The following is a 14,535-nucleotide window of genomic DNA, read 5'->3' as shown; positions in this document are numbered from 1 at the left end:
CTTATCTGAAGGATTCACCATGATTGGACAAATACGCGGCATTATTCTGGAGAAACAGCCTCCCCAATTAATCGTGGATGTGCATGGTATCGGTTACGAAATTGACGCACCCATGAGCACCTTCTACCAGTTGCCGGACACCGGGCAAGAGGTGAGTTTATACACCCATTTTATAGTGCGCGAAGATGCGCATCACCTCTATGGCTTTTATACACGAGATGAACGTGCATTATTTAAAACCCTGCTTAAAGTCAACGGCGTGGGGCCCCGGCTCGCGTTAACTATTTTGTCCAGCACGGCAACCGAAGAATTTGTGCGCTGCGTATTGAATAATGACACCGCAAGCCTGGTGCGCCTGCCGGGGGTGGGCAAGAAAACAGCGGAACGCTTGGTGATCGAGATGCGCGATAAACTGTCAGACTGGCATCGCGGCACACCGCAGGAAGGCGCCATGCCGATGACTCAGGACGGTCAGGGCCGGCACCAGATATTACAGGATGCGATTGCAGCCCTGATTGCGTTAGGTTATAAGCAGCAGGAAGCGACCCGGACGATTACCAAAGTGGACGACGGTGCATTAAACAGTGAAGAACTTATTCGCCGCGCCTTAAGGGAGATGATGTAATGTTGCAGACCGATAGAATTATTAGTCCTGAACAGCGGGAAACTGATCCCATTGACCGTGCGCTGCGACCAAAATCGCTGCAGGATTATATTGGCCAGGGCGCGGTGCGCGAGCAGATGGAAATTTTCATTCAGGCTGCCAAGGCACGCGGTGATGCGCTAGACCATGTGTTGGTCTTCGGTCCTCCGGGGCTTGGCAAGACGACGCTTGCCAATATCATTGCCAACGAACTGGGTGTCAGCCTCAAACAGACATCGGGCCCTGTGTTGGAACGCCCGGGTGATGTGGCAGCGTTGCTCACGAATATGCAATCCGGCGATGTGCTCTTTATAGATGAAATCCATCGTCTGAGCCCTGTGGTGGAAGAAGTGCTTTATCCCGCAATGGAAGATTACCAGATTGATATCATGATCGGTGAAGGTCCTTCCGCCCGCTCAATTAAACTGGATTTACCGCCCTTTACATTAATTGGCGCGACCACGCGCGCAGGCCTTCTGACGTCGCCTTTGCGCGATCGCTTCGGCATTGTGCAGCGGCTGGAATTTTATCAGGTACCGGATTTGACGCACATTGTTCTGCGTTCCGCCCATATCCTGCAGGTGCCAGTGGATGCCAAAGGGGCTGAAGAAGTAGCACGCCGCTCCCGCGGCACGCCGCGTATTGCCAACCGGCTGCTGCGCCGTGTGCGCGACTACGCAGAAGTCAAAGCAGACGGTAAAATTTCGGAAGGGATTGTGAAGCAGGCACTGGATTTTCTGAAAGTAGACAGCCAGGGCTTTGACGTGATGGACCAGAAATTATTATTGGCCCTGATTGAAAAATTCAATGGCGGCCCGGTAGGACTTGAAAGCTTGGCTGCTTTTATCAACGAAGAAAAAGGCACCATCGAAGACGTGATTGAGCCTTACCTGATCCAGCAGGGATTCATGCTGCGTACCCCGCGTGGCCGCACGGCCACACAGCAGGCGTATCTGCACTTCGGATTAAAAGCGCCTGAAAAAATGATAACTTCACCCAATCTGGGCCTATTTGACGAGCTGGATCCTGTCACCGATGCAGGCTGAAATGCAGAACCAGTTTACTTATTTGCTTCGCATTCATATCGAAGATACCGATTTTGCAGGTGTTGTCTACCATAGTAATTATCTTAAATTTATGGAGCGCGCCCGTTCGGAGTGGGCAGAGCAGGTGGGTTTGGGCATGACCTGGCAGCGCGAGCATCAAATTTATTTCCCTGTGCATGCTGCCCACATCCTGTTTCTCAAGCCGGCCCGGGTGCATGACAAGGTAGAAGTGGTGACTTCTATTAAAGCTGTCCGTCCGGCCAGTCTCGTATACGAACAGTATTTGCGCCTGGCACATGAGCCCGATAAAATGTTATGTAAGGCGGAAATCAAGATCGCCTGTGTGGATTTAGACATGCGGCCGCGCGCCATACCTTACGCGCCTTTTCTAGAGATGATTCGGAGAGAGTTAACGTGAACTATGATGCTACGTTATTAAGTTACTTTTGGAATGCCGGACTGGTGGTGAAGTGTGTCATGCTGATTTTGGCGGGCGCTTCTGTTTTTTCATGGACGTATATTCTGCAGCGCGGATTTTATCTGCAGGATATCAAAAAAGCGGCAGGTAAATTTGAAAAAGCATTCTGGTCGGGTGAAGATCTATCCAAAATATATATAAAAAGCAATCAGCAAAGAGCGAATGTGGAAGGCATGGAAGCGATTTTCCATGCAGGTTTTAAAGAGTTTATGCGTTTTCACAAGCAGGCGGGTATCACGACTACGACAGAAAATATCATTGATAACACCAAACGCGCTATGCGTGTTGCGCAAATGCGTGAGCAGGACAAACTCGAGCAGTCTCTGCCTTTTCTGGCTATCGTCGGCTCAACCAGTCCTTATATTGGTTTATTTGGCACGGTATGGGGTATCATGCAGGCATTTCGCGCGCTTTCAACCGTACAGCAGGCGACTATTTCCATGGTGGCACCCGGCATTGCCGAAGCGTTAATTGCCACGGCTCTCGGTTTGTTTGCTGCCATTCCGGCTGTCATCGCCTATAACCGCCTGATCACCAGCATTGGCCGCCTGATGAACCGCTTTGATGCGTTTCAGGAAGAGTTTATCAATATTCTCATTCGCCAGTCACAGCGTGGCGGCGCGGTCAAACTGGAAGTAGTGGAGTAATTTCAATGGCTTATACACATCAGCCTGGATCAAGGCGCCCCATGTCTGATATCAATGTGGTTCCCTTCATTGATGTGATGCTGGTGCTGCTGGTGATCTTTATGATTACCGCTCCTTTGCTGACGCAGGGGGTAAAAGTGGACTTGCCGCAAACCGCGGCTAAGGCGCTGGATGAGCAGCAGAAAGAACCGCTCATTGTGACGGTGGATGCTTCCGGTAATTTTTACCTGAATCTGGCGGATAAACCTAACCAGGCTATTCCGGCACAGACTTTAAGCCACTTGGTTACTACCCAGCTTGCGGGACAACAGACAGGTGAGCAGCGGCCCGTGCTCGTACGTGGTGATAAAAATGCGAATTATGGGAAAGTCGTGGAAGCCATGGTGCTGCTTCAACAGGCAGGCGCGAAAAGCGTAGGATTGATTACCCAACCTAACTCGTCTGATAAAACGATTGGTTGATTGTTATGGCAGCCCGTCGTGCACAAAAATATTTATTTGTTTCTGTCTGCCTGCATGTTTTTCTTATTCTTGTGCTCGTACTAGGGTTTGATTTTACAACGCCTTTACCTGTCATCGAAAACACCAATAAAAATGACATCATCAGCGCGGTTGTTTTGGGTGATTCGCCCAAAAGCAAAATTTTGCCGCAGCTACCTTCTAAACCGTTGCAGCAAGCTGTGAAGGAAGCGCCTAAGGTAGAACCCAAGCAGAAAATAATGCCTAAACCGAAACCGGTTGAATCGGAGCAGATGAAAAAAGATGTTATTGCGCTAGAGGCAGTTGAGCAAAAAAAGAAGCAGGCGGAACAAAAAGCACTGGAAGAAAAGAAACGCCGCGATAAGATTGCGAAAGATTTGCTTGCAGAGATCGAAAACGCAAAAGAAAAACAAAAAAAATTAAAACAAAAACAATTGAAATCGCAATTTGAAAAGACATTGCGCGAGCAGGCCGAAGCTTCCTTGCGTCAGCAATTATTGAATGAAGAAATCAAGTTACAGTCAACGCAGTCCCGACAGGCCCAGGGAGAAGTGAATAAATACAAGGCGCTAATTTTGCAGGCGATCAGCGAGCGTTGGATTGTGCCAACACAGGCAAATAAAAAACTCTATTGCGAGCTCATGATCCGTGTCGCACCTGGCGGTATGGTGCTGGATGTACAAATTACCAAAACCAGCGGAGACCCTTCACTCGATAGATCCGCTCGCGCTGCTGTACTTAAGGCATCCCCTTTGCCGGTACCAAACGACCCCGCAGCCTTCGAAGCTTTCCGCCAATTTGTACTCAAGGTCAAACCAGAGAACATTCTCTCAAGTGACGGCGGCCTGAGCGGATAGCTTCTTTATTGTTATACCTTGTCTTTTACTGCCATCCCGCGGTGACGCATAAGTCATTTGCTGCTATTCTATCTTTATACGAGAGAAAGCTGCCTCTCAAGGGAGAGCGTGACAATGGAGTTGTCATATCTTATCGCAGGAATCAGTTTCATTGTTCTGTGTCTTGCTTTTGTCTTCTGTAAAAGAAGCGGGAGACAAGCGGGATTGTTTAAAAATGAACTTCGCATTGCCGAGGCCAAAGCAAAAAAATCCCAGGAAAATGAAATACGGTTGATTGAAGAAATCAGCCTTCTGCAAAATAAGTTACGTTTTACACTCGAGGATCCCGTTACGGGATTGTCGGGATGGAAGCTATTTGAAGACCGGTTGAATCAAAACATTAAGGAAAGCGAACGCTATCAACTTACTTTAGGCGTGATGTTTGTTGACATTAACGACTTCAGAATGATTAATGACGCATTAGGCTATGAAGTGGGGGATGCTTTATTACGTGAAACCGCCGAGCGACTGGTTGCCTGTATTCGCCGCGTTGACAGTATTAGCCGTTTTACTAAAGATACGTTCGTCATTTTGCTAACACAACTTTCAAAACCCGAAACTGCCGCCGTTGTTGCCCAGCGTATTTTAAAATCACTGGCAGAACCTTTTCAGATTAGAGGGCAAGAGTTATATGTTACTGCCTGCATCGGCATCTCCATCTATCCTGTCGACGGACAGGATGCGGAAACTTTGCTGAGAGGTGCGGATTATGCCCTGCATCTTGCCAAAGAAAAGGGTAAACATCTTTATCAGTTTTATCAGGAAAAAATTTACGCTAAAAGTCAGCGGGAACTGGTGTTATCCACAGGATTGAATAAGGACAGTCTTTTTCAGGAATTTGCACTTTATTACCAGCCGGTTGTTAATATTACCAATGAATCCGTCTTCTGCATGGATACGCTGCTGCATTGGCAGCATCCGGAATTGGGATTAATCGGCCCTGACGAATTATTCAATTACGCTGAAAAAAATCAAAAGCTCAATGCCATATCCGAATGGTTATTTGAAAACGCGTGCCGGCAATTTTTACATTGGCGTTCCTTGGGATTTTATCCTGAACATATTGGCATACCTGTGAGACTTAATCAGCTGGAAAGCAGCCAGTTTATTTATAGGCTCTCACAGCTCATACAAGACCTGGCATGCAATCCCGAATGGATTCTGCTAGAAATTCAGGAAGGCACAAATCAGCTGCAATTTGATGTGTTGGAAAAAGCATTTAATATGCTGAAATTTGTCGGTGTCAAATTAGCGGTACAAAATTTTGGTAAAGGCACATTTTCACTGCAGCATCTAAAAGATTTTCCCATCCATTATCTGAAGCTGGATCCCGCCTTGATTAAGGATATTGATACAAACTTGCAAACACAGGCCCTTGCTAAGTCACTGATCTATCTGTCGACCAACATGGATATGCAGGTTATTATCCAGGGCGTGGAATCAAACCAGCAAATGGAACTGCTCAAGAAACTGGGTTATTCTCTGATGCAAGGACAGCTGTTAGGCGGACCGCTTTCCGAGCATGAAGTGACGGATAAAATGGTTGTTTAAAAGTCGAAAGAGTTATTTGAACTGGGCTTTGGCCATTTTACAAAATGCTTGATAATGCTGTCATCCTGAGCGAAGCGCATTACTGTCTGGTAAATTTCCGGTCTCACCGCGTCGTCCCGCGACTTGTTCGCGGGATCTATCAAACATTTAACAGGTTTTTTTATGAATGTTCCTTCTCGCCGCTTCGCGGCGTCTGGATCCAGCTGACAAGCAGCGGGACGACGCGGTGAGACCGGAAATTTACCAGACAGTAATGGAGCGAAGGATCGCCTTTTGTACATCGAGAGATCCTTCGCTTCGCTCAGGATAACAGTTTTGTGAACGATTTTCTGTCGAACGAAAAATTCAGCTAAGTATCGCGGAGGAGGATGAATCAAGTATCTGCTGGATTGTATCACTGAAAAGCGTATGAAAATGCTTTCTCAGCAGCTCAGCGCAAGCTGTGCCGCCATGGCCATCAAAAACTGCCATATATTTAACAGAAACTTGGGTGTGATCCAATAACGTGACTATCACAGAGACGTTATCGCTTGATCCCTTTTTGATTGCTTCATGTGCCAGAACCGACGCCATTTTTTGGGAATCGCATCGAGAATTTTTTTGAACCAGTTCAAAAATGCTTGTGCTTTCAGGCTGTGGGTTTGCGGTGAGGCAATCTCCTTCTGTTAATCCATCACACGCGACAATTAGAAAAGCCTTACCCTTTTGTGGCAGGTTGATTTCATCGTGATAAATGTCTGGATCATGGATCAGGCCAAATTCTTCCATCATGGTATCTCCCATGGCGCGGCTGACAGCGAGTCCCATGAGGCGATGATGGCGACTAAACATCGCTTTCCCGGCTTTTTCCAGTCGTTTTTCTTCTGACGGTTCATGAGGATGGTGAAGATGGACATTTAAACGCCTGCATTGCCCCGCTTCATCTTCATTCGTCAGTGCAACAAGATATGCTGCACTGTCGCCTACGCTCGCTGTATAAATATCCTTTCCGCAGATAACGGCGGCACATAACGTTGATCCCGTTCTCTCCAGATAGTGGGAGTCCATCACCTGCTCAAGTTTTGCGATAGTATTAAAGAGCGCGGTGCAGCGCTGATTTTCAGATAACTGCAAAAAGGCGGGCTGAGTGCCAAAGGCAATGCGATCTTCCATGGCTTTTCTTTGCCCGTGGAGCTCAGCGAAACCTATTTGCGTGATAGAAGACAATCCTGCATACGAATGGGGTTCATAAGGATCATCAAAGTTGTCATACAATGTTGCAAGGGTTGTTTTGGTGAGAACAGGTTGTCGAATGATCCTGTCTTTTGCCAGTTCAATCGTCATTTCCTCTGTTAAACCATCAAAAGGTTGAGCAGCTTGTTCTTTTTTCATGCCAGTTTTTTCCCTGACGCGTAACGAAGGGCAGTCATGATTATAGACTCAACAATAGCCTGTTTTTAAAAGATATGATATAAAAACCTGACTTTTGGTTAGTGACATGATGAGAAAATGGGGGAAGAGACCGCCATGCGCAAGATGATGAGCCTATTCGTATTTCTGTTTGCTATTATCATGCCCTATTCAGCTTCTGCTATTTTAAGCATGGAGCTTACCCGTGGCGTGGCAGGAGCCATTCCGATTGCCGTGGTGCCCTTTGCCGCCCAGGGTGAGTCTTCGCAGGATGTGTCTGCCATTGTTTCGAATGACCTGCAAAATAGCGGCCGTTTTAAAGTATTTGGAAAAAATGTCTTAACCGAGTCTCCCAGTGACGCACGTGATGTTTCCCCCGATTATTTCCGTCGCTTGGGCACGGATAATGTAGTCGTTGGCAAAATTGAGTCGGTAGGTGGCGATCGGTATCAGGTCAGCTTCCAGCTGCTTGACATGTTCCGTGGCAAAGGCGAAGCGGGTGTTGTGTTGAGCAAGAAATACACCGTTTCCAGCAATGAGCTGCGCTCTGTTTCCCACCATATTAGTGATCTGATTTATGAGCAGTTAACGGGTCTTCGCGGTATTTTTTCAACTAAATTGGCCTATGTAGTGGTGCAGCGTCCCGCTAATGCGCCAGCACGTTATATTCTCGAAGTCTCGGATCAGGATGGTTATAATCCCCGTCCATTGCTTACTTCGCCCGAGCCGATTATGTCGCCTTCCTGGTCGCCGAATGGCAGACAGGTAGCTTATGTTTCATTCGAGAACCGTCGCGCAGGCATTTATATCCAAGATGTGATTACCGGTGCAAGGCGCCTGTTGAGTGAGTTTCCTGGTATCAATGGCGCGCCTTCTTGGTCTCCCGATGGCAAGCAGCTGGCGCTAGTTTTATCTAAAAGCGGCGCTCCGAATATTTATATCATGGATGTGAATTCGGGTAGACTTCGACAGGTGACGCGTGACTTTTACATTAACACTGAACCTTCATGGTCCCCAGATGGTAAATCCTTGTTGTTTACTTCTAATCGCGGCGGCCGTAACCCACAGATTTATCAAATTAACTTAGGCTCGGGTGCTGTTTCGCGTATATCCTATGACGGTGATTATAATGCTCGCGGTTCTTATACGCGGGATGGCAGGCATATTGCAATGATTCATCGTGTATCGGGCATTTACAAGATAGCCATTCTGGATCTGGATTCCGGCACAACCCGTGTGCTCACCAGCTCGGCAGGGGACAGCGCATCGCCCAGTATTGCGCCGAATGGCAGCATGATTCTTTACGATACCTTTTATCGCAACCGCAATATGCTGGGCATGGTTTCTTCGGATGGCCGCATCCAGCTAGTACTGCCTGCGCGTAATGGAGAAGCCCAGGATCCGGCATGGTCTCCTTATTTATCCTGAGCGAGGCTTGTACAGGGTCTTGATAAGTCGTTAATTCACGGTATACTTTTCCGTTAACGTCTAATAATAGGGGGAGAGCATGAAATTAAAAAAATGGATACAGATTATCCTGGTTAGCAGCAGCGTTATTACCCTCGCTGCCTGTTCATCCAAGCATAAAAACGCGGCAGATAACGCGGCAATCAATGATGCCAATAATGCCTATGTAGGGGCGCAATCCTCTGGATTAGGCGAAGAGTCCCGATTTGGCGATCAGGCTGGCGGTGGTCAGCGTGCCTCAGCCGAACGCGTCTATTACTTTGATTTTGATAGTGATGTCGTTCGTGAAGAATATAAACCAGCCATTGACAGAAATGCCGACTATCTGGCCTCGCATGCCAGCGCAAAAATCATGGTTGAAGGCCATACCGACCCGCGCGGCAGCCGTGAATATAATATTGGTTTAGGCGAACGTCGCGCCAAAGCCGTGGCTGAAATTCTGACTGCTCGAGGCGTCAATCCTGCCCAGATCCGTATTGTCAGCTATGGTGCAGAGAAATTAGCCACGCCAGGCCGTACAGAGCAAGATTTTCAGTTGGATCGTCGTGCTGTTCTTGTTTATTTGCAGCGATAACTTTATGCAGACATTCTCTCGGGTAATCAAATATGTGGGTACAGCGATACTTATTAGTATTGCTGTACCTGTTTTTGCTGAATCAGCGCCTGTCTACGATGCAGATACCATGCAGCAGCAGTTTGAAAATATAGGCGCAGACCAAGGACAGGATTATCCGCCAGCGCCGGAGCAGGAAAGTGCGTTTGTTCCAGCCCAACAGCTTCCCGCGCAACAAGCGCCGGCCTCCGTGAGCTCACCTGTGATTGTGGGTTCTTCCGCGAACCCTGAGCAGCGGATTGCCCGACTGGAACAACGTCTGGATAATTTGCAATCAAATAACGCGGGTTCCCGTGTTGAGTCACTCCAGGCAGAGGTACAATCTTTGCGCGGCCAGGTAGAACAACTGACGCATCAATTGCAGCAGCTGCAAAGCCAGCAGAAATCGATGTTCTCTGATTTGGACAAACGGTTAGCCCAGCAGAATGTGATCGCGAGCAAAACGATCGTCGCACCCGCAGCACCTGATACGAAAACGTCAAATGCAAATGATGAGGATTCAGCCCCTGCGCCTGTTACGGTGAAGCAGAGCCGTAAATCCTTATCAGTCACTCCCTCTAAGGCATCAGCCGTTCCACCCGAAACCACGGCGGCCAAATCAACTGCTGGGGAACAGCCAAATGTGGCGGAAGAGCAGCAGATTTATCAAACGGCTTATAACCTGATTAAAGCCAAAAAATATAATGACGCCATTAGCACGTTGCAAAAGATGTTGCAGAAGTATCCTTCTGGGCAGTTTGCTTCCAATGCCCATTATTGGCTCGGTGAGTTATATGGCTTGATGAGTAAAAATGATCAGGCCTTAAGTGAGTTCAGCCTGGTAGTTAAAACCTATCCAGATAGTCCACGTGTGTCTGATGCACAGTTAAAAGTAGGCCTGATTTATGCTTCTCAATCTAAATGGTCGGAAGCCAAATCAGCGTTCAAAAAAGTCATTAACCGCTATCCGGGCACTGCTTCTTCCCGACTTGCATCAGAACAGCTCAAGCAGATCAAGCAAGCAGGTCATTAGTGGATCGGCTTCGTATTTCTGAAATCTTTTTTTCCCTGCAGGGTGAAACAAGGACAGTGGGACTCCCCACTGTCTTTGTGCGTTTAACTGGCTGTCCACTGCGCTGCCAATATTGTGACACCGCCTATGCATTTCAGGGGGGTACCTGGTATAACCTGGAAGCTATTTTGGCTGAGGTAAGGCAATATAACGCGCGCTATGTGACAGTTACCGGCGGTGAACCCCTTGCGCAAAAGCCTTGCCTGAAGCTGCTTCAGTGTTTGTGCGACGATGGCTACGAAGTCTCACTGGAAACGAGCGGTGCGCTGGATGTATCTCTGGTGGATCCAAGGGTGATCAAGGTAGTTGATATCAAAACACCCGGTTCGGGCGAAGTCGAAAAAAATAATTGGCAGAATATCCGTAGCCTGCTCCCTCATGATCAAATCAAATTTGTCATTTGTAATGAGGCTGATTATGAATGGGCAAAAAGCATTATCGCGCAATATGATCTGAATAGTGTTTGCCAGATACTCTTTTCACCCAGCTATCAGCAAGTCCTGCCGGGTGATCTGGCCGACTGGATTTTGCGCGATCGATTAGCGGTTCGTTTCCAGATTCAGCTACATAAATATTTATGGGGTGATGTAGCCGGTCGGTAGTGTCATGTCTCAGCTGCGCGTATATAAACAACCTTTGTCACATTATTTCGATCCCTTGGAGCCATGTTTTTGGGCAAGTTATCACCAAGTAGGAATAGACCCTGTTTTCTTCTCATTTTTTGTTGCGCTGAGACGTTGAAATTTTCGTGAGAATCAGTAATATATGCGACTCCGCTGTAGACATATCTCATGGGTCGTTAGCTCAGTCGGTAGAGCAGCAGGCTTTTAACCTGTTGGTCCTGCGTTCGAATCGCAGACGACCCATTTTTAGGGTCTTTCCCATTTCAGGGACACACTAATTATGAACACTGTGCACTAACGCGAAGCCAATAGTTTTCAAAGCTCCGAGACTGGATCCGGACGCCACAGCCTTGTTGCTATGTGACTGCATCGACACAGTACGGCGCTTAATAACAGCGTATTTAGTGCAAAAAGTTTTTCCATGCTATGCTTGAATCTTATGCGTTTTGCCCTCATGTGTAATATGGACAGTACAAAAAAGGTGAAATGAATATGCGAATGGATAAACTGACCAGTAAATTCCAAATGGCCTTGGCGGATGCACAATCGCTTGCGCTAGGAGGGGATCATGCCTTTATTGAGCCTGTTCATGTCATGAAAGCGCTGCTAGGACAGGAAGACAGTATCCATTCCATTCTGACTAAGGCCCATGTCAATATTCCCAATCTGCGTACTGAAATAGACACAGCTATCGAGCGCTTGCCGCGCGTGGAAGGGGCGGGCGGCGAAATGCATATTTCTAATGAGTTAAACCGCATATTAAATCTGACCGATAAACTTGCCCAGAAACGCAAAGACCAGTACATCTCAAGCGAGCTATTTTTACTGGCCGCAGTCGAAGACAATGGAACGCTTGGCGATATTCTGCGTAAATGCGGTGCGACTAAAGCCAATGTTGAAAAAGCCATTGATGAAGAACGGGGAGGACAGCGTGTGGAAGATCCTAATGCAGAAGAACAGCGCAATGCTTTGGCCAAATATACCATTGACCTGACGAAACTGGCAGAGCAGGGCAAACTTGACCCCGTGATTGGGCGCGATGCAGAAATTCGGCGCACGATTCAGGTACTGCAGCGGCGAACCAAAAACAATCCCGTGCTGATTGGAGAACCCGGCGTGGGTAAAACAGCCATTGTGGAAGGGCTTGCGCAGCGCATCGTAAATGGTGAAGTGCCGGAAGGTTTGCGTAACAAGCGGTTGCTTTCTCTTGATCTGGGATCATTGATCGCAGGGGCAAAGTTTCGCGGCGAATTTGAAGAGCGGCTGAAAGGTGTTTTAAAGGAGCTTGGAAAACAGGAAGGCCAAGTTATTTTATTTATTGATGAATTGCACAATGTCGTAGGCGCAGGTAAAGCAGAAGGCGCCATGGATGCCGGTAATATGCTAAAGCCCGCGCTTGCACGCGGTGAATTGCATTGCGTAGGTGCGACAACACTGGATGAGTATCGCAAGTATATTGAAAAAGACGCGGCCCTTGAGCGCCGTTTCCAGCGTGTACTCGTCGAAGAGCCCAGCGTGCCTGATACCATCGCTATTCTGCGTGGCTTGAAGGAACGCTACGAAGTGCATCATGGCGTGGAAATAACAGACTCTGCGATTGTCGCGGCTGCCACGCTATCGCATCGCTATATTACAGACCGAAACTTGCCCGACAAGGCCATCGATTTAATCGATGAAGCTGCAAGCAATATCCGTATGGAAATCGATTCCAAACCGGAGATGATGGATAACCTGGAACGCCGTATCATCCAACTTAAAATTGAACGTGAAGCATTAAAAAAAGAAAAAGACGAAGGCTCCAAAAAGCATCTCGAAAAACTTGAAAACGATTTGCAAAAACTGGAAGAAGAATACAAAAAGCTAGAAAAAATCTGGAAAGCGGAAAAAGCTTCGCTGCAGGATGCGCAGAGTATTAAGACTGAATTGGAAAAAGCGCGCACTGAATTTGATAACGCGCGTCGTGCGGGTGATCTTTCGCGTATGGCAGAGTTGCAATATGGGCGTATTCCTGAGCTAGAAAAACAGCTTGCGGAAGCGGCTTCGGGCAGTCAGAAAAAAGAAACTCACCTGCTGCGTAACAGGGTAACGGACGAAGAAATTGCGGAAGTCGTTTCCAAATGGACGCATATTCCGGTTTCCAAAATGCTTGAGAGTGAAAAAGAAAAACTGCTGCAGATGGAAGATGCGCTGCACCATCGCATCGTGGGTCAAAGCCAGGCGGTGACAGCTGTTTGTAATGCGATTCGACGTTCACGCGCAGGCTTGTCTGATCCAAACCGTCCTATCGGTTCTTTTCTGTTTCTAGGCCCAACGGGTGTCGGTAAAACAGAGTTATGCAAATCGCTTGCGGAATTTTTATTTGATACAGAAGAAGCCGTGATACGTCTTGATATGTCCGAATTTATGGAAAAACATTCTGTGTCAAGATTGCTTGGCGCACCGCCCGGGTATGTAGGTTATGAAGAAGGCGGTTATTTGACTGAGCATGTGCGCCGTAAACCGTATTCAGTCATTTTGCTGGATGAAATGGAAAAAGCACACCCCGATGTCTTTAACATTTTGCTGCAAGTGTTGGACGATGGGCGACTGACAGACAGCCAGGGGCGCACCGTTGATTTTCGCAATACGGTCATTGTCATGACCTCCAACTTGGGTTCGGACTTAATACAGCGCATTTCAAAAGAAGGCGATTATTTTGCGATGAAAGAAGCGGTATTAGGCGTAGTCGGGCAACATTTCCGGCCTGAATTTATCAATCGTATTGATGAAATTGTAGTGTTTCATCCGCTTGATCAAGAGCAGATTAGAACTATTGCTAAAATTCAAATTAACCGGTTGCGATCACGTTTGGCTGAACGCGAATACAGCCTTGCCATTACCGATGAAGCATTGGATTATTTGGCAGCAGCAGGTTATGATCCCGTTTATGGAGCAAGACCGCTAAAACGTGCTATTCAACAATATGTTGAAAATCCACTAGCTCAGGAAATACTGGCGGGGAAATATGTGCCGGGTGATACGGTACAGATTGAATTGAAAAAAGACCGTATTGAATTTTCAAAAGCGGCCGTAACGGTTTAAAATAAAACTGTATCCTTTTTGCTGGTATTGAGAAGGACACAGGCAGAGCGAATAATTTAACGATAGCGAAAAGGGATGATGTTGCTATGTACAAACATATCTTGTTTGCCACCGATTTAACCGAAGATACCGATTATCTTGTCGCCAAAGTGCGGGATATACGCCAACTAACCAATGCCAAGCTCAGCCTTGTGCACGTTGTCGAACCGCTTCCGGGTTATAGCTATGCTTATCTGGGGATTGAAGATATAGAAGGACAATTAATCGAAGAAGCGCGCCAATCTATCGAAAAATTGGGTGAAAAATTAAGTGTCACTATAAGCGACTTGCACGTTGAAGTGGGTCCGACCAAAACCAAAATTCTCAAAATTGCAGAAGATATCCAAGCGGATCTTATTGTGTGCGGCAGCCATGGTCGTCACGGTTTGTCCTTACTATTGGGCTCCACAGCCAATGCCATTTTGCATGGTGCGAAGTGTGATGTGCTCACGGTTCGGTTACCGGAAGAACAGTAATTTATTAAACATGATGTGGAAGATGAGCGGCTTTTAGCATTGCTAAATTTTGTTAT

The 14,535-nt window shown here is 47.3% G+C and carries 14 protein-coding genes and 1 tRNA gene; 14 read left to right on the top strand and 1 reads right to left on the bottom strand.

Annotation, left to right across the window (positions count from 1 at the left end):
- Window positions 1–19: 19 nt before the first annotated feature.
- The 7 genes from ruvA (at window position 20) to AQUSIP_RS07270 (ending at window position 5,740) form a co-directional block, all read left to right on the top strand.
- On the top strand, window positions 20–625 hold the full coding sequence (ruvA, locus tag AQUSIP_RS07300; RefSeq protein WP_114834827.1) for a Holliday junction branch migration protein RuvA: 606 nt from the start codon (window positions 20–22) through the stop codon (window positions 623–625).
- Window positions 625–1,689, top strand: coding sequence for a Holliday junction branch migration DNA helicase RuvB (gene ruvB, locus AQUSIP_RS07295; protein ID WP_114834826.1), 1,065 nt, complete (start codon window positions 625–627; stop codon window positions 1,687–1,689). The genes ruvA and ruvB overlap by 1 nt, the downstream gene beginning before the upstream one ends.
- A gap of 1 nt (window position 1,690) precedes the next feature.
- Window positions 1,691–2,107, top strand: a complete 417-nt coding sequence (locus AQUSIP_RS07290) for a YbgC/FadM family acyl-CoA thioesterase (RefSeq protein WP_147277498.1) — start codon at window positions 1,691–1,693, stop codon at window positions 2,105–2,107.
- Window positions 2,104–2,814, top strand: coding sequence for a protein TolQ (gene tolQ / locus AQUSIP_RS07285; RefSeq protein WP_114834824.1), 711 nt, complete (start codon window positions 2,104–2,106; stop codon window positions 2,812–2,814). The genes AQUSIP_RS07290 and tolQ overlap by 4 nt, the downstream gene beginning before the upstream one ends.
- A 5-nt stretch (window positions 2,815–2,819) precedes the next feature.
- Window positions 2,820–3,275: a protein TolR gene (gene tolR, locus AQUSIP_RS07280; protein ID WP_197737842.1), complete on the top strand. Its 456-nt coding sequence runs from the start codon at window positions 2,820–2,822 to the stop codon at window positions 3,273–3,275.
- Window positions 3,276–3,280: 5 nt separating this feature from the next.
- Window positions 3,281–4,150, top strand: coding sequence for a cell envelope integrity protein TolA (gene tolA / locus AQUSIP_RS07275; protein ID WP_114834823.1), 870 nt, complete (start codon window positions 3,281–3,283; stop codon window positions 4,148–4,150).
- 114 nt (window positions 4,151–4,264) lie between these two features.
- On the top strand, window positions 4,265–5,740 hold the full coding sequence (locus AQUSIP_RS07270) for a putative bifunctional diguanylate cyclase/phosphodiesterase (RefSeq protein WP_114834822.1): 1,476 nt from the start codon (window positions 4,265–4,267) through the stop codon (window positions 5,738–5,740).
- 345 nt (window positions 5,741–6,085) lie between these two features.
- Here AQUSIP_RS07270 and AQUSIP_RS07265 read toward each other — a convergent pair whose 3' ends face one another.
- On the bottom strand, window positions 6,086–7,111 hold the full coding sequence (locus AQUSIP_RS07265; protein ID WP_114834820.1) for a PP2C family serine/threonine-protein phosphatase: 1,026 nt from the start codon (window positions 7,109–7,111) through the stop codon (window positions 6,086–6,088).
- A gap of 135 nt (window positions 7,112–7,246) precedes the next feature.
- On the opposite strand from AQUSIP_RS07265, the gene tolB reads away from it, so the two are divergent.
- From tolB to AQUSIP_RS07230, 7 genes are all read left to right on the top strand, one after another.
- Entirely contained in the window at window positions 7,247–8,557 is a 1,311-nt protein-coding gene (tolB, locus tag AQUSIP_RS07260; RefSeq protein ID WP_407641512.1) for a Tol-Pal system beta propeller repeat protein TolB, read from the top strand.
- Between the two features lie 79 nt (window positions 8,558–8,636).
- Complete coding sequence (locus AQUSIP_RS07255) at window positions 8,637–9,170, top strand: OmpA family protein (protein WP_114834819.1); 534 nt, start codon at window positions 8,637–8,639, stop codon at window positions 9,168–9,170.
- 4 nt (window positions 9,171–9,174) lie between these two features.
- The gene (gene ybgF / locus AQUSIP_RS07250) at window positions 9,175–10,221 is read left to right on the top strand and encodes a tol-pal system protein YbgF (protein ID WP_114834818.1); all 1,047 of its coding nucleotides are present in this window, start codon (window positions 9,175–9,177) and stop codon (window positions 10,219–10,221) included.
- A complete protein-coding gene (gene queE / locus AQUSIP_RS07245) occupies window positions 10,221–10,862 on the top strand; it encodes a 7-carboxy-7-deazaguanine synthase QueE (protein WP_114834817.1) in 642 nt (213 codons plus the stop codon). The genes ybgF and queE overlap by 1 nt, the downstream gene beginning before the upstream one ends.
- A 191-nt stretch (window positions 10,863–11,053) precedes the next feature.
- A tRNA-Lys gene (locus tag AQUSIP_RS07240) sits at window positions 11,054–11,126 on the top strand.
- A 249-nt stretch (window positions 11,127–11,375) separates the two neighbouring features.
- A complete protein-coding gene (gene clpB, locus AQUSIP_RS07235) occupies window positions 11,376–13,964 on the top strand; it encodes an ATP-dependent chaperone ClpB (protein WP_114834815.1) in 2,589 nt (862 codons plus the stop codon).
- A gap of 86 nt (window positions 13,965–14,050) precedes the next feature.
- Complete coding sequence (locus AQUSIP_RS07230; RefSeq protein ID WP_114834814.1) at window positions 14,051–14,479, top strand: universal stress protein; 429 nt, start codon at window positions 14,051–14,053, stop codon at window positions 14,477–14,479.
- Window positions 14,480–14,535: the final 56 nt, after the last annotated feature.

The sequence above is a fragment of the Aquicella lusitana genome, assembly GCF_902459475.1.
In the GTDB taxonomy this organism is placed as follows: Bacteria; Pseudomonadota; Gammaproteobacteria; order DSM-16500; family DSM-16500; genus Aquicella; species Aquicella lusitana.
This window is presented reverse-complemented; position numbering and strand designations above follow the sequence as displayed.